Origin of the sequence: Nonomuraea sp. NPDC049141, from assembly GCF_040648415.1 — a bacterium.
GTDB lineage: Bacteria > Actinomycetota > Actinomycetes > Streptosporangiales > Streptosporangiaceae > Nonomuraea.
Genome location: NZ_JBEZDR010000018.1, coordinates 40,479 through 55,241, shown reverse-complemented (window position 1 = coordinate 55,241; position 14,763 = coordinate 40,479). Strand labels below are relative to the sequence as shown.

General features: G+C 70.8%; 13 protein-coding genes. 11 read left to right on the top strand and 2 right to left on the bottom strand.

The features are described from left to right. Positions 1 to 15 precede the first annotated feature (15 nt). From AB0B91_RS42835 to AB0B91_RS42815, 5 genes are all read left to right on the top strand, one after another. Entirely contained in the window at positions 16 to 1,455 is a 1,440-nt protein-coding gene (locus tag AB0B91_RS42835; protein WP_358333100.1) for an aldehyde dehydrogenase family protein, read from the top strand. 50 nt (positions 1,456 to 1,505) lie between these two features. Next, positions 1,506 to 3,467 (top strand): 3D-(3,5/4)-trihydroxycyclohexane-1,2-dione acylhydrolase (decyclizing), encoded by a 1,962-nt coding sequence (gene iolD / locus AB0B91_RS42830; RefSeq protein ID WP_358333097.1) that lies wholly within the window; start codon positions 1,506 to 1,508, stop codon positions 3,465 to 3,467. Next, a complete protein-coding gene (locus tag AB0B91_RS42825) occupies positions 3,464 to 4,249 on the top strand; it encodes an aldolase/citrate lyase family protein (protein WP_358333094.1) in 786 nt (261 codons plus the stop codon). The genes iolD and AB0B91_RS42825 overlap by 4 nt, the downstream gene beginning before the upstream one ends. An 84-nt stretch (positions 4,250 to 4,333) precedes the next feature. Next, positions 4,334 to 5,296, top strand: coding sequence for an NAD(P)-dependent oxidoreductase (locus AB0B91_RS42820; protein WP_358333091.1), 963 nt, complete (start codon positions 4,334 to 4,336; stop codon positions 5,294 to 5,296). Further along, complete coding sequence (locus tag AB0B91_RS42815; protein ID WP_358333088.1) at positions 5,293 to 6,171, top strand: TIM barrel protein; 879 nt, start codon at positions 5,293 to 5,295, stop codon at positions 6,169 to 6,171. The genes AB0B91_RS42820 and AB0B91_RS42815 overlap by 4 nt, the downstream gene beginning before the upstream one ends. 23 nt (positions 6,172 to 6,194) lie before the next feature. On the opposite strand, the gene AB0B91_RS42810 is transcribed toward AB0B91_RS42815, so the two are convergent. Next, positions 6,195 to 7,241, bottom strand: a complete 1,047-nt coding sequence (locus AB0B91_RS42810; protein ID WP_358333086.1) for a LacI family DNA-binding transcriptional regulator — start codon at positions 7,239 to 7,241, stop codon at positions 6,195 to 6,197. 295 nt (positions 7,242 to 7,536) lie between these two features. Between AB0B91_RS42810 and AB0B91_RS42805 the strand changes: the two genes are divergently transcribed. The 5 genes from AB0B91_RS42805 to AB0B91_RS42785 are packed head-to-tail and all read left to right on the top strand — an operon-like array spanning position 7,537 to position 12,516. Then, a complete protein-coding gene (locus tag AB0B91_RS42805; RefSeq protein WP_358333083.1) occupies positions 7,537 to 8,535 on the top strand; it encodes a substrate-binding domain-containing protein in 999 nt (332 codons plus the stop codon). Between the two features lie 18 nt (positions 8,536 to 8,553). Further along, a complete protein-coding gene (locus AB0B91_RS42800; RefSeq protein ID WP_358333080.1) occupies positions 8,554 to 9,591 on the top strand; it encodes an ABC transporter permease in 1,038 nt (345 codons plus the stop codon). Beyond that, positions 9,588 to 10,448, top strand: coding sequence for an ATP-binding cassette domain-containing protein (locus tag AB0B91_RS42795; RefSeq protein WP_358333077.1), 861 nt, complete (start codon positions 9,588 to 9,590; stop codon positions 10,446 to 10,448). Before AB0B91_RS42800 ends, AB0B91_RS42795 begins: the two co-directional genes overlap by 4 nt. Before the next feature lie 2 nt (positions 10,449 to 10,450). Continuing rightward, positions 10,451 to 11,488 (top strand): Gfo/Idh/MocA family oxidoreductase, encoded by a 1,038-nt coding sequence (locus AB0B91_RS42790; RefSeq protein WP_358333075.1) that lies wholly within the window; start codon positions 10,451 to 10,453, stop codon positions 11,486 to 11,488. Positions 11,489 to 11,502: 14 nt separating this feature from the next. After that, positions 11,503 to 12,516 carry a Gfo/Idh/MocA family oxidoreductase gene (locus tag AB0B91_RS42785; protein ID WP_358333072.1) on the top strand — a complete coding sequence of 338 codons (1,014 nt, stop codon included), beginning with the start codon at positions 11,503 to 11,505 and terminating at the stop codon, positions 12,514 to 12,516. On the opposite strand, the gene AB0B91_RS42780 is transcribed toward AB0B91_RS42785, so the two are convergent. After that, positions 12,517 to 13,485 carry a transcriptional regulator gene (locus AB0B91_RS42780; protein ID WP_358333069.1) on the bottom strand — a complete coding sequence of 323 codons (969 nt, stop codon included), beginning with the start codon at positions 13,483 to 13,485 and terminating at the stop codon, positions 12,517 to 12,519. A 60-nt stretch (positions 13,486 to 13,545) separates the two neighbouring features. On the opposite strand from AB0B91_RS42780, the gene AB0B91_RS42775 reads away from it, so the two are divergent. Then, positions 13,546 to 14,712, top strand: a complete 1,167-nt coding sequence (locus AB0B91_RS42775) for an MFS transporter (protein WP_358333066.1) — start codon at positions 13,546 to 13,548, stop codon at positions 14,710 to 14,712. The last annotated feature ends 51 nt before the right edge of the window (positions 14,713 to 14,763 follow it).

The following is a 14,763-nucleotide window of genomic DNA, read 5'->3' as shown; positions in this document are numbered from 1 at the left end:
AGGAAGGCCTTCACCATGATCGACGGTCAGCTCCTCATCGCCGGCGAATGGGTTCCCAGCGCCGGTGGGCGGGTCGAGGAGATCCGCTCCCCGTACGACGGTCACGTCGTCGGGCAGGCGGCCATCGCCGACACCTCCGACGTCGACAAGGCTCTGGCCGCCGCCGAGCACGGCGCGGCGGTGTGGCGCGAGACGCCCGCCCACGCCCGTCACGCCATCCTGATGCGCGCTGCCGCGCTCGTCGACGTGCGTGCGGAGGCGATCGCCTCGCTGTTGTCCGCCGAGAACGGCAAGACCATCACCGAGGCACGCGGCGAGGTCGCCCGCGCCGCCGACATGATCGGGCTCGCCGGATACGAGGGCACCCAGCTCTACGGCCACACCCTGCCGCTGGACGCCAACCGGGGCACCGGCCTGGACAAGGTGGGCTTCACCCTGCGCCAGCCGTGCGGCGTGGTCGTCGCGATCACCCCGTTCAACTACCCTTCGCTGCTGGTGCTGCACAAGGTCGCGCCCGCACTGGCCGCCGGCAACGCCGTCATCCTGAAGCCGGCCAGGACCACCCCGCTGACCGCGCTGGCCCTGGCACAGGCGTTCACCGACGCCGGGTTGCCCCCGGGTGTGCTCAACGTCCTCACCGGCTCGGGCGGCCGGCTCGGTGACGCCCTCGTCTCCGACGCCAGGGTCCGCAAGATCTCCTTCACCGGCTCCACCACGGTCGGCGAGCACATCGCACGCACCGCCGGGGTGAAGAAGCTCTCCCTCGAACTCGGCGCCTCGTGCCCGGTCGTGATCCTTCCGGACGCGGACATCGAGGCCGCGGCCGGCGCCATCGCGGCCGGCGGCTACATCAACGCCGGCCAGGTGTGCATCTCCGTCCAGCGCGTCATCGCCCACCCTCGGGTGCACGGCGACCTCCTGGACGCCCTCATTCCCATGGTCGAGGCGATCCCCTACGGCGACCCGTCCCAGGATGGCACCCGGCTGGGGACCCTGATCAGCGAGGCCGAGGCGCGGCGCGTCGAGGGCGCGCTCCGCGCGGCCGTCGACGGTGGAGCCAAACTGCTCACCGGCGGGCAGCGCGAGGGCGCCATCGTCACTCCGGCTGTCGTCGACAACGTGGCCCCGACCGCTCCCCTGAACCAGGAAGAGCTCTTCGGCCCCGCGGTCGCGGTATCCACCGCCGAGGACTGGGCCACCGCCATCGCGTACGCCAACTCCACCGCCTACGGGCTGGGCGCCGGTGTGTTCACCAAGGACGTCAGCGCCGCGGTGCGTGCCATGCGTCAGATCGACGCCGGCGTCATCCACATCAACTGGACCCCGCTGTGGCGCGCCGACCTCATGCCCTACGGCGGCCTCAAGGCCTCCGGCATCGGCAAGGAAGGCTTCCGCGCCGCCGTCGCGGAGATGACCGAGGAGAAGACCGTCATCCTGCACGGCCAGCCCTGGTGACCCGCCCCTCAGTCAGTGCGGATCCCGTGCGTCCCAAGGAGAACAAGGACATGACAAGCAACCGGACGCTGCGCCTCACCACGGCCCAGGCACTGGTCCTGTACGTATCCAGGCAGTACAGCGTCGCGGACGGCGATCGCCGTCGGATGATCCCCGCCGCCCTGGGGATCTTCGGTCACGGCAACGTCGCCGGACTCGGACAGGCGCTGGACCAGTACGCCGACGACCTGCCGTTCATCCAGGGCCGCAACGAGCAGGGCCTGGTCCACATCGCCAGCGGGTTCGCCAAGGCCTCCAGGCGACGCGCGGCGCTGGCCGTCACCGCGTCCATCGGGCCCGGCGCGCTCAACATGGTCACCGGCGCCGCCCTGGCGACGGTCAACCGGCTGCCCGTCCTGCTGCTGCCCGGCGACTCCTACGCGACCCGCCGGCAGGGACCGGTCCTGCAGCAGCTGCAACACCCGATCGAGGCCGACGCCAGCGTCAATGACGCCTTCCGCCCGGTGTCCCGGTTCTTCGACCGGATCACCCGCCCCGAGCAGCTTCTCACCGCGCTCCCGGCCGCCATGAGGGTGCTCGTGGACCCGGTCAACACCGGAGCCGCCGTCCTGTCCCTGCCGCAGGACATCCAGTCGCACGCCTACGACTTCCCGCTGGAGTTCTTCGCCGAGCGCGACTGGGCCATCCGCAGGCCGGTCCCCGAGCAGGACGAGATCGCCGCCCTCGCCGAACTGTTCGCGACGGCGTCCCGGCCGCTCATCATCGCCGGCGGCGGTGTCATCTATTCCGACGCCGGCACCGAGCTCGAGCGGCTCGCCGACGCTGTCGGCATCCCGGTGGCCGAGACCTTCGCCGGCAAGGGCGCCGTCCAGACCGACGCCTCGTGGCAGCTTGGGGGCATCGGCCTCGAGGGCAACCCCGCGACCAACGAGGTGGCCCGCGCCGCCGACCTCGTGCTCACCGTCGGGTCCCGGCTGACCGACTTCGCCACCGCCTCCCACTCGCTGTTCGCCACCGCCGGCGTGCGATTCGCCAGCATCAACGTCGACCCGCGTGACGGCGACCGGCTCGGCGCCACGTCAGTACTCGGCGACGCCAAGCTCGCACTACGAGCCCTGGCCGACGCCCTCGTGGCCGCCGGGGTCACGACCAGCACCGCCTGGCGGGACACCGTGACCACCGCCAAGGCAGGCTGGCTGCCCGTACGTGCGGCGGCCCTGGACGCCGACACCCCCGTCGACGTGAACGCCCTGCGCGCACACTCCACCGACGCCATCCCGGACACCGATGCCGTCCTCACCCAGGGCCAGCTCATCGGACTGCTCCAGGAGCACGCCCATCAGGGCGACACCATCGTGGCCGCCGCGGGCGGACCGCCCGGTGATCTGCTGAAGGTCTGGGACGCCACTGACGGACGCGCCTGCCATCTCGAGTTCGGGTTCTCCTGCATGGGCTACGAGATCCCGGCCGCGATCGGCACCCGGCTCGCCGACGCCGACCCAGGGCATCGCGTCACCGCCTTCATCGGCGACGGTACGTTCCTCATGGCACCCACCGAGCTCGCCACGGCCGCCCAGGAGGGCCTGGCCGTCACCGTGGTGGTCCCCGAGAACCACGGCTACCAGGTCATTCACCGGTTGCAGATGTTCACGATGGGCCGCGAGTTCGGCAACGAGTTCCGGTACCGCACGGAGCCGCTCACTCTTGAGGCGGGCAAGGACGCCGCCCTGACCGGCGACTACCTCCAGGTCGACCTCGTGCGGGTCGCCGCCGGCCTGGGCGCTCGGGCCCTGCGGGCGACGACCGCCGACGAGATCCGGCGGGCGCTCCAGGAGACCCGGTCGGAGACCCGTCCGGTCGTCATCGTCGTCCCGGTCATCCCGCACGCCGACCTTCCGTCGGCGGGATGCTGGTGGGACGTCGCGCCCGCCGAGGTGTCCGAGTCCGACACGGTCCGCGCCGCCCGAAGCCAGTACGAGGCCGGCCTGGCCACCCAGCGGTGGCACGGATGACCCACAACCCGTATGCCCTGGACCGCGGTGACCTGCGACGACGGCTCGCCCACGGCGACGTCACCTACGGCACCTTCCTCGGCGCCGCCACACCGGTCACCGCCGAAGTGTGCGCGGCGGCCGGCGTCGACTGGGTCCTGCTCGATCTCGAGCACGGCGCCGGCGGCGAGGAGCAGGCCCGTGACGTCATCGCCGCCGCCGCGTCGTACACGGTGCCGACCGTCGTCCGGGTGGAGTCCACCGAGCGAATCCGCGCCGGCCGCCTGCTCGACCTCGGCGCGGCCGGGATCATGTTCCCCCGGGTCGACACCGCCGACGGGGCCGCCGCCTGCGTGCGGCACCTGCGCTACCCGCCGGCGGGGGACAGGGGAGTGGCCACCTACAACCGCATGTGCCGGTACGGGCTGGACCCGGCCGCCCTCGGCCGCTCGGGCGGCGACGTCCTCGGCGTGGTCCAGATCGAGACCCTCCCGGCCCTGGACGCCGTCGAGGACATCGCGGCCCTGGACGGCGTCGACGTCCTGTTCGTCGGCCCCCGCGACCTCAGTCACGCCCTCGACGTCCCCGGCCAGACCCAGGCCCCGGCGTACGTCGCCGCCCTCGACCGGGTCCTCGCCGCGGCCAAGGGGAACGGCAAGGCCGCCGGACAGCTCGTGTCGGACGGCAACGCGGCGGCCAGACTGGTCGCGGCAGGCTGGCAATTCCTCGCCATCGGCTCCGACACGACCCTGCTCGCCGGAGCCGTCGCCGCCGAGCTGCGCAAGGCCGGTGAGACGCCGTGAAGACCGTCATCGCCGAGCTGCGCAAGGCCGGTGAGACGCCGTGAAGACCGTCATCGCCGAGCTGCGCAGGGCCGGTGAGACGCCGTGAAGACCGACGTCGGCCGGCAGGTCGTCGTGGCCCTGGGTGACGTCGAACCCGGCCTCGTCACCGGGCACCTGCCGCCGGACGCGCGATTCGTGGCCGACCCCGGCCCCGAGGACCTCCGTGGAGCCGTAGGAGCGATCGTGCGGGCCGACGTCCTCGTCGACACCGCGATGCTCGACCGGATGCCCAACCTCCGGGTCCTCGCCCGCACCGGCGTCGGCGTGGAACGAGTCGACGTCGCCGAGGCCACCCGCCGCGGCATCGCCGTCGTCGTCACACCCGGCGCCGGCACCCACGCCGTCGCCGAAGGAGCCCTGGCCATGATCCTCCATCTGGTGAAACGGCTGGGCGTCACGACCGAGTGCGTCGCACGAGGCCGCTGGTCAGAACGTGGCACGATCACCCTCGGTGACCTCGACGGAGCGACGATCGGCATCGTCGGCTACGGCCGGATCGGCCGCCGCGTCGGCCACCTGGCCCGCGCGTTCGGCATGACCGTCCTCGCCCACGACCCCCACCTCGCACAGCCGGAGGACCGCGACGGTGCCGAGCTCGTCGATCTCGAGGAACTGCGTTCCCGTTCGCAGGTCGTCACCCTGCACCTGCCGCTCACGCCGCAGACCCACCACCTCGTCGGCTCGGCCTTCCTGGCCGCCATGCCGGTCGGGTCGGTCCTGGTGAACTGCGGCCGCGGCGGCCTGCTCGACCTCGACGCCGCCGCGCACGCCCTCGCCAACGGCCGTCTAGCCGGTCTCGGCCTGGACGTCTTCGACTCCGAACCACCGACCCACCATCCGGTCTTCGACCACGTCGGCGTCGTGCTGTCGCCTCATCTCATGGGACTCAGCGCCGGCGCCACCCGCGCCACGTTCGCCGCTGCCGCGCAGGGTGTCGCGGACGTCCTCGCGGGCCGACGACCAGCCGCTCTCGCCAACCCCGTGCCCGCACAGGAGGAACAATGACCGACACCGTCCACCGTATCGCCGGCGCCCCCATCAGCTGGGGTGTCTGCGAAGTCCCCGGCTGGGGCTACCAGCTGCCCGCCGACCAGGTCCTCAGCCAGATGAGCGAGATCGGCCTGTCGGCCACCGAGCTCGGCCCGGACGGCTTCCTGCCGACCGACCCCGACGAGCTCGCCAAGACCCTCGCGGCGCACAACCTGCACGCCGTCGGCGGCTTCACCCCGTTCGTCCTTCATCGCGATGACATCGACCCCATGATCGAGCTCGACCGGCTCCTGCCCGGCTTCAAGGCCGCGCGGGCCGGCGTCATGGTCCTGTCCGCCGACTCCGGCCAGACAGGCTACGACGCGAGGCCCGACCTGGACGAGGCGGGCTGGCACCGGTTGCTGCGCAACCTGGACCGGGTCGCCGCCCACGCCGCCGAGCACGGCATCCGCGCCGTGCTCCACCCGCACGTCGGCACCATGGTCGAGACCGGACCGGAGGTGCGACGTGTCCTCGACGGCTCGGCCGTCTCCTTGTGCCTGGACACCGGCCACCTGCTCATCGGCGGCACCGACCCGGCCGTCCTGGCCGGCCAGGTGCCCGACCGGATCGCGCACACCCACTTCAAGGACGTCGACCTGACGTACGCCCGCAAGGTCCAGGCGGGCCGCCTCACCTACACCGAGGCGGTCCGAGAGGGCATGTACCGGCCGCTGGGCACGGGTGACGTCGACGTCGCCACCATCGTCGGGCACCTGCGCGGCAACGGCTACGACGGCTGGTACACCCTCGAACAGGACACCATCCTCACCGAGCCGCCCGCCGGCGAAGGCCCGGTCGCGGACGTCAGGACCAGCGTGGACTACCTGCGGAGCCTGCTCGCCGAGTGAGGAACAACCTGTCTCCAGGGCCGTCAGAGCTCGAAGCCGCCGTAGATCGACGCCGGCTCGTTGTACGGGGTGACGACCTGCACCTGGGACGGGATGCTCACCGGCTTGCCCGGCAGGACCCCGCGCGCCTGTAGCAGCAGGCGACAGGCGCGCCGCATGTCCGCCCTCAGGTCATGGTGCAGAACCGCGGAGATCTTCCGTGTGCGCAGCAGCGACTGGTTGTCGCCGTCGAGGTCATGCGCGACGAAGACCTTCGGCGTCATCGCGACCTCCTCGAACGCCTTGAGTATGGCGACGTTCCCACCGCCCGCGGAGTAGACGGCGTTGATCGACGGGTGCAGCGCCAACGCCTCACGGACCGCCACGAGGATCGTCGGGTCCAGGCCGTCGGTGTCCTTCACCTCGTGCACCGTCCGGCGGGGGGCGAGCTCGGACAGCGTGCGCCGGAAGCCGATGTCCCGCTCTTCCTCGCCGCGGAACGACGAGTGGCTGACGGTCACCAGGACGGCTCCGGAAGGCCCTGCCCACTGCGTGATGAGATACGCGGCCGTCGCTCCGGCGGCCACGTTGTCCATGCCCACGTAGGCCGCCCGCTGACTGTCCGGAACGTCGGTCGTGAACGTCACGGTCGGGATGCCGCGGTCAGCCAGCCGCCGCACCGCCTCGACCACCAGAGGATGGTCGGGCGCCTTGAGGATGACCCCGTGCGCCCCCCTGTGGCCCACCGTGTCGAGCAGCGCCGCCGCGGCGGCCGCGTCGCTGTGCTCACTCAGATGCGACCGGGCCCGGAGTACCGCCGGTCGCAACGACCGTAGTTCGGCCTCCAGCGCGTCCCGGGAAGCGATGGCGAAACGCTCCGGTGTCTGCATCACCAAGTCCACGATGAGCGTGCGCCCCGACAGATGCACCTGCTCCCGCTGCCGCTCCAGCTCGTCGATCGCCCGGCTCACCTGTGCGACCGTCTCCGGCCGGACCCCCTCGCGGCCGTGCAGCACCCGATCCACCGTCGCCCGGCTCAACCCGGCCTGAGCTGCGATGTCGACCACCCGGTGCTCGCGACGAGCGCCCATCCGTCTTCCTCCGTGTGTCCGCACCGGCGTCCCGGGCTCTGAGGCGTTCTTGAGGCACTTCACCAAGTTCGGGAGCCGATTATGCGTACTAGTGTGACACGCGTCACCCCCCCTCTCGGGGGTAGGGCAGCACAGGAGACGCCGCCCGGCCAGTCCGACGCGCCGGACGTTCCTCAGCACGTCGAACCCATAGGCAATCACCGGTCCCGGGCCACCGTTTGGGCCGTCGCCGTCGACCACATGTCATTCATCCAGTCACCGCGTCGAGGCGGTGATGTCCGAAAGGCAGCCGATCATGATTCGCTCCAAGCCTGTCGCCGGCGCAGTCCTCGCGCTCTCCGCGGCCCTGGCCCTGACGGCCTGCTCATCGTCGGGCGGCAAGCAGGAGGCCTCGCCCGCGAGCGGCGGTGGCACCGCCGCGGCGTCCACCCCGAAGATGACCATCGCCATGATCACCCATGCGGCACCGGGTGACACGTTCTGGGACATCATTCGCAAGGGAGCCGACGCTGCCGCGGCCAAGGACAACGCCGAGATCCAGTACTCCTCCGACCCGGACGCGGCCAAGCAGGCGCAGCTCATCCAGGCCGCGATCGACAAGAAGGTCGACGGCATCGCGGTGACCGACCCGAACACGCCGGCACTCGGCGCCACCATCAAGAAGGCGATCGCGGCGGGGATCCCGGTGACGATGTTCAACGCCGGCGGCTCGGACGCGCTCGGCCTCGGCGCGCTGGGCTACTTCGGCCAGGGCGAGAAGGACGCCGGCATCGCGGTGGGCAAGAAGGCCGTGGCCGACAGCGCCAAGAACATCCTGTGCGTGAACCAGACCCAGGGGCAGCAGCAGCTCGTCGACCGCTGCGACGGGGTCAAGGAGGGAGCGGCCGGCGCCAAGGTCACCCAGATCTACGTCAACGGCACGGACGACTCGGCCGTGACGACGACCATCCAGGCGAAGCTGACGCAGGACACGAGCATCGACTACGTCGTCACTCTCGGCGCACCGATCGCCCTCGACGCGGTGAAGTCCGTCAAGGGTGCCGGCAGCTCGGCGAAGATCGGGACCTTCGACACGAACAAGGAGCTCGTCGCCGCCATCCAGAACGGTTCCATCCAGTGGGCGGTCGACCAGCAGCCGTACATGCAGGGCTATCTCGCGGTCGACGGGATCTGGTGGTACCGGACGAACGGCAACACCCTCGGAGGCGGCCAGAACGTGGCCACCGGGCCGGCGTTCATCGACAAGACCAACATCGAGGCCGTGGCCAAGTACGCCGCCAACGGCACTCGATGATCAGGAGAGTGATCTGAGATGACGATCGTCATGGCCACACCCACCGACGACCGCGTCGCGACGCGGTCCCCGGCGGCCATGTTCCTCGGACGTCCGGAGGTGGGGGCGCTCATCGGCGCCGGCGCCGTCGCCGTGCTCTTCTTCGCGGTGGCGCCGGCGTTCCGGCACGCCGCCAACATCGGAACGATCCTGTACGGCTCCTCGACGATCGGCATCATGGCCGTCGCCGTGGCGCTGCTCATGATCGGCGGGGAGTTCGACCTGTCGGCCGGTGTGGCCGTGACCTCGTCCGGTCTGGCCGCCGCGCACACCGCGTGGTACCTCGGTCTGAACGTCTGGGTCGGTGTCCTGTTCGCCCTGGTGTTCTCGCTCGCCATCGGAGCCTTCAACGGATGGCTGCTGCACCGCACCGGCCTGCCGAGCTTCCTGGTCACCCTGGGCTCGTTCTTCGTGCTCCAGGGGGTCAACCTCGCGATGACCCGGGTCATCGCCGGCGGTGTCTCGTCGAACTCGCTCAACGACATGGACGGATTCGACAGCGCCAAGGCGGTGTTCGCCTCCGGCTTCAGCATCGGTCCGGTCACCGTCGAGGTCCCGGTGGTCTACTGGGCGGTCCTCACGGTGATCGCCTCCGTGCTGCTGCTGCGCACCAGGTACGGCAACTGGATCTTCTCGGCCGGAGGTGACCCGGCGGCCGCCCGCGCCGTCGGCGTCCCGGTCAAGGCCACGAAGATCGCCCTGTTCATGGGGGTGGGCTTCTGCGCCTGGCTGCTGGGCATGCACAACCTGTTCATGTACAACAACGTGCAGTCCGGTCAAGGCGTCGGCAACGAGTTCATCTACATCATCGCGGCCGTCATCGGCGGCTGCCTGCTCACCGGGGGCTACGGCTCGGTCGTCGGGGCCTCGGTGGGCGCCCTCATCTTCGGCATGACGCAGCTGGGCATCTCCTACGCCGGCTGGGACCCGGACTGGTTCAAGACCTTCCTCGGGATCATGCTCATCGCCGCCACGTTGGTGAACCTTTACGTGAAGAAAAAGGCGGATGCCCGATGACGGTGGAGAATGAGACAGATCCAGTCCTGCAGCTCGAGAACATCGGCATGCACTATGGCAATATCCATGCGCTGCGCGGGGTCAACATCACCGTCAGGCAGGGCGAGGTGACCTGCGTCCTCGGTGACAACGGAGCCGGTAAGTCCACCCTCATCAAGATCGTCGCAGGCCTGCACGACCACACCGAGGGCAACATGTCGCTGCGCGGCATCATCCGTCGCTTCGGCTCCCCGCGCATCGCCCAGGCCTTCGGCATCGCGACGGTCTACCAGGACCTCGCACTCGCGCCGCTGATGTCGGTGTGGCGGAACTTCTTCCTGGCCAACGAGATCCGCAAAGGGCCGTTCCTCGACATTCCCACGATGAAGCGGATCTGCCACGAGGAGCTCACCAAGATGGGGATCGTGATCCCCGACCTCGACCGCTCCGTCGGCAGCCTCTCCGGGGGCCAGCGCCAGGTGATCGCGATCGCTCGGGCGATCTACTTCGGCGCCAGCGTCATCATCCTCGACGAACCCACCGCCGCGCTCGGCGTCAAACAGTCCGGTGTCGTCCTCAAGTACATCGCCAAGGCGCGCGACGCCGGCCTCGGGGTCATCTTCATCACCCACAACCCCCACCATGCCTACCTCGTCGGCAACCACTTCATCATCCTCAAACTCGGCCACGTCGTCCTCGACGCCCACCGCGACGAACTCACCCTCGAACAACTCACCGCCGAGATGGCCGGCGGCCAGGAACTCACCGAACTCAGCCACGAACTGCGCGGCGCCCAACCCGGCAAGGTCGTCACCCCGCACACCGTCGAGCACGGCGGCGTCCCCGCCCCCGACAGCACCCCGACGGGCGAGGCGTGAGCATGAAGGACCACGAGCTACGGGTCGGCATCATCGGCGTCGGCGTGATGGGCGCCGACCATGCCCACCGGATCGCCCGGCTGGTGGCGAACGCCCGGTTGGTGGCGGTCTCGGACCCCGACACCACCCGGGCGCAGGCGGTCGCGGGGCAGTACGACGGCGTACGGGCGATCAGTGACGCCCTCGACCTCGTCGCCGACGACGACGTGGACGCCGTCGTCATCGCCTCGCCGGGATCGGTCCACGAGGAGCAGGTCCTGGCCTGCCTCGAGGCCGGCAAATACACCCTGTGCGAGAAGCCGCTGACCATGGACAGCGCCTCGTCGTTGCGCCTGGTCCGCGCCGAGCGCGACCGTGGCCGACCGCTGGTCCAGCTCGGGTTCATTCGCCGCTTCGACCCCGAGTACGCCCAGCTGAAGGAACTGCTCTCCTCTGGACGGCTCGGGCGGACGCTGCTCGTGCACAACACCCACCGCAACAAGGACGTCCCGGACTCGTTCCGCTCGGAGATGATCGTCCGTGACAGCCTCGTGCACGAGGTCGACGTCGCGCGCTTCGTCTTCGACGAGGAGATCGAGGAGATCACCGTCCTGTCTCCCGCACCGTCCGGCCACTCACCCGAGGGAGTCGTCGATCCCCAGGTCGCCATCTTCCGCATGGCGGGCGGCGGCATCGTCACCAACGAGGTGTTCGTTCGCAGCCAGGTCGGCTACGAGGTCCGCTGCGAGGTCGTCTGCGAGCGCGGAACGGTCATCGCCGGTCGCCCTTGGGGAGACCTCTACTCGACGACCTCAGGGGACACCGGCGGATCTTGGGGCGGCACCGTCCCCACGGACTTCCGGGCCCGCTTCGCGCGCGCGTACGATCTGGAGATCCAGGCCTGGGCCGACGCCAGCCGCCGTGGCGAGGTCGTCGGACCCACCACCTGGGACGGTTACGCCGCGACCGCGGTCTGCGAAGCGGGGCTGAAGTCCTTGGCCACCGGCGCCCCCGTACCCGTCGGCCTCGCGGACGTCGCCGAAGACACGAACTACGCCTGAGGAGGCCACCAGATATGTCCCCCCTGGAAGAACCGCTCCGCATCGGCGTCCTGGGAGCGGCGAGGATCTCCGGCCGATCCATCGTGGCGCCCGCCGCCACGCTCGGGCACCGGCTGGTGGCGGTGGCGGCGAGGGACCGGCGCCGCGCCGAGGCGTTCGCCCAGGAGCACGGGGTCGAGCGCGTCGTCGGCAGCTACGCCGACCTGATCGCCGACCCCGAGGTCGACGTGGTCTACAACCCGTTGCCCAACGGCCTCCACGGCCCCTGGAACATCCGCGCTCTTCAAGCGGGCAAGCACGTCCTCAGCGAGAAGCCGTCCGCCAGTAACGCCGAGGAGGCCGCCGCGGTCGGCGAGGCGGTCCGGAAGGCCGGCACCACGTTCATGGAGGCGTTCCACTACCTGTTCCACCCCGTGACCCAGCGCCTGCTCGCCATCGCGGAGTCCGGAGAACTCGGCCGGATCGAGCGCATCGCCACCGTGGTGGCCATCCCGCCGCCGTCGGATGCCGACCCGCGCTGGTCCCTCGCGCTCGCCGGCGGCGCGATGATGGACCTCGGCTGCTACGGCCTCCACGCGCAACGCATGATGGGCAGATTCGCCGGCGGCCCTCCCGAGCTCGTGTCGGCCAGGGCCGGCATACACCGGGATCTGACGGACGTCGACGAGTGGCTGAACGCGGAACTCGCCTTCCCCGGCGGAGCCACCGGGTCCGCGCGTTGCCACATGGCATACGGGGAGGTGGAGATGACACTCCGCATCGTGGGGACGGAGGGCGAAGCCGTGGCGCACAACTTCGTCCTGCCGCACATGGACGACCGGCTCAGCATCACCACCCGCTCCGGCTCACGCGTCGAGACGCTCGGCGAGCGGTCGTCGTACACCTACCAGCTGGAGGCGTTCGCCTCCGCGGTCCGCATGGGCACGCCTCTCCCGATCGACTCGGACGACGCCGTGTCGAACATGCGACTCATCGACGCCTGCTATCAGGCCGCGGGCATGCCGCCCAGACCAGCGAGCGCCCATTGATCAGTTCGATTGGGCGTTCACCAGGACCTCCCCGGCTTCCGTACGGTCGTAGAACACCGACCGCCCGGCCCGTCGGCGGCGGATCAGCCGGGAGTCGAGCAGGACCTTGAGGTGGCGGCCCACGGAGCCCAGGCCCTGGCCGGTCAGCGCCACGAGCTGCGTCGTGCTCTTCGGGGTGCCGAGCAGCATGAGGACGTTCGCCCGCGCGGGCCCAAGCAGCCTGCCCAGCGCCTCGGGCACCGGCGCGCGACCGGCGTCGGCCAGCGCGCCGGAGCACGGATAGATCACGGCGTGCCGATGCGCCGTGTCCCACGAGACCCACGTCTGGCTCGGTGTGACGGGGACGAACATCAGCCGCGCCCCGGAGAGCTCGCGCGGCGGGTAGTCATGCGTGCTGATCTGCAGCCGGCTCTCGCCGAGCCACCGCATTCCGGGGCGCATGTCGTCGAGCGTCGCCGCCCAGCCGCCCTGGCTCAGCCGCGCGGTGCGGGCGATGACGTCGGCCTCGATGACCCTGCGGCGGCGCGCCCAGTAGGGGAGCACCGTCTCCCTCCACACCCATTCCAGCAGGACGGCGGTGCGTTCCGGCAGGTCGCCGCGGTGCAGCCGGGCGGGGAGCGGGCCGCCGAGTGACACGGTCAGGTCGGCGCGGGCGGCCTCGGGCGGGGTCTCGCGGATGCGCGCCACCTCCTGCTCGAAAGCGGGTTCGGTCTCGTCGAAGGGGGTGGGGGTGAGGAAGTCGGCGTTCCAGGTGCGGCCCAGGGCGGCCCGGATGAGCAGCGCGGTGATCGGGTCGCGGGCCTGCCGTTCGCGGTAGGCGGGCAGGTGGGCGTCGAGCCACGCGCGCTCGCCCGGATGCGCGGCCGTGCCTCGTTCGAGGGTCTTCAGGCTCGCCGTGGCCTCGGCCAAGGGCGAGACGACGAACCGGCTGTCCGCGAGCGTGTCCGCGTTGACCTGCCACCAGCCCATGGTTTCGCCTCCCCGCGAAACATTAACGCCCTGGTGGCAGGGCCACTGACACTTTCCGCCATGCGTACCTATCGCGAACTTTTCCGGACGCCGGAGTTCACGCCGCTCTTTCTGGCGTGCGCCGGGCAGGTGGCCGGCCACACGGTGAGCGGGCTGGCCCTGGGCACATTGGTCTACTCGGCGACCGGGTCGCCGCTGCTGTCCGGGCTGGCCATGTTCGGTCCCGCGCTCGTGCAGGTGGTCGGGGCGGCCACGCTGCTGTCGGCGGCCGACCGGTTACCGCCGCGTGCCGCGCTGACGGGCCTGCTGCTGGTCTTCGCCCTCGCCACCGCCGTGCAGGCCGTTCCGGGGCTGCCGGTGTGGGCCGTCTTCGCCGTACTGCTGGGGCAGGGGTTGATCACCTCGCTGGGCGGGGGAGTGCGTTACGGGCTGCTCAACGAGATCCTCACGCGGGATGGGTACCTGCTCGGCCGCTCGATGTTCAACATGTCCGACGGCTTCGTGCAGATCTGCGGGTTCGCGACCGGCGGCGTGCTCATCGCCGTCCTGTCGCCGCGTGGCGCGCTCCTGACCGGGGCGGCCCTGTACCTCGCCGCCGCGGTCGTCGCCCGCTTCGGCCTCAGCCGCCGGGCGCCGCGGGCCGCCGGGCGGCCGTCGGTCGCCGACACCTGGCGGGACAACGTCCGGCTGTGGTCGGCCAGACCCCGCCGGTACGTCTACCTCGCCCTCTGGGTGCCCAACGGGTTGATCGTCGGCTGTGAGTCGCTTTTCGTGCCGTACGCGCCCGGGCAGGCGGGGCTGCTCTTCTCCTGCGCGGCGCTCGGGATGCTGGCCGGTGACGTCGTGACCGGCCGGTTCGTGCCGCCGCTGTGGCGGGAGCGGCTCAGAGTGCCGCTGTGCCTGCTGCTCGCCACGCCGTACGTGATCTTCGTGCTGCACCCGCCGTTGCCGGTCGTGGTGGCGGCCGTCGTGCTCGCCTCGGCCGGATACTCGGCGAGCCTGGTGCTCCAGGAGCGCCTGATGTCGCTGACGCCGGACGAGCTGAGCGGGCACGCCCTGGGGCTGCACTCCACAGGGATGCTGACCATGCAGGGGGTGGGCGCCGCGCTCGCGGGTGCCGCCGCGCAGCTGACCTCGCCCGCGACGGCGATAGCGGTCATGGCGGCGGCCTCGGTCGCGGTCACCCTGACCCTGGCACCCGGGCTGCGGGACCCTGTCCCCGCGTGAGGTTGATACCCGGCGGATACACGGTTGAGCGTCCGGCGATACCCGGCGCAT

Coding starts and splice junctions, on each gene's coding strand:
- AB0B91_RS42825 (WP_358333094.1), top strand. CDS start 3,464: ATGACCCACAACCCGTATGCCCTGGACCGCGGTGACCTGCGACGACGG.
- AB0B91_RS42835 (WP_358333100.1), top strand. CDS start 16: ATGATCGACGGTCAGCTCCTCATCGCCGGCGAATGGGTTCCCAGCGCC.
- AB0B91_RS42815 (WP_358333088.1), top strand. CDS start 5,293: ATGACCGACACCGTCCACCGTATCGCCGGCGCCCCCATCAGCTGGGGT.
- AB0B91_RS42785 (WP_358333072.1), top strand. CDS start 11,503: ATGTCCCCCCTGGAAGAACCGCTCCGCATCGGCGTCCTGGGAGCGGCG.
- AB0B91_RS42795 (WP_358333077.1), top strand. CDS start 9,588: ATGACGGTGGAGAATGAGACAGATCCAGTCCTGCAGCTCGAGAACATC.
- iolD (WP_358333097.1), top strand. CDS start 1,506: ATGACAAGCAACCGGACGCTGCGCCTCACCACGGCCCAGGCACTGGTC.
- AB0B91_RS42800 (WP_358333080.1), top strand. CDS start 8,554: ATGACGATCGTCATGGCCACACCCACCGACGACCGCGTCGCGACGCGG.
- AB0B91_RS42775 (WP_358333066.1), top strand. CDS start 13,546: ATGCGTACCTATCGCGAACTTTTCCGGACGCCGGAGTTCACGCCGCTC.
- AB0B91_RS42805 (WP_358333083.1), top strand. CDS start 7,537: ATGATTCGCTCCAAGCCTGTCGCCGGCGCAGTCCTCGCGCTCTCCGCG.
- AB0B91_RS42790 (WP_358333075.1), top strand. CDS start 10,451: ATGAAGGACCACGAGCTACGGGTCGGCATCATCGGCGTCGGCGTGATG.
- AB0B91_RS42810 (WP_358333086.1), bottom strand. CDS start 7,241: ATGGGCGCTCGTCGCGAGCACCGGGTGGTCGACATCGCAGCTCAGGCC.
- AB0B91_RS42780 (WP_358333069.1), bottom strand. CDS start 13,485: ATGGGCTGGTGGCAGGTCAACGCGGACACGCTCGCGGACAGCCGGTTC.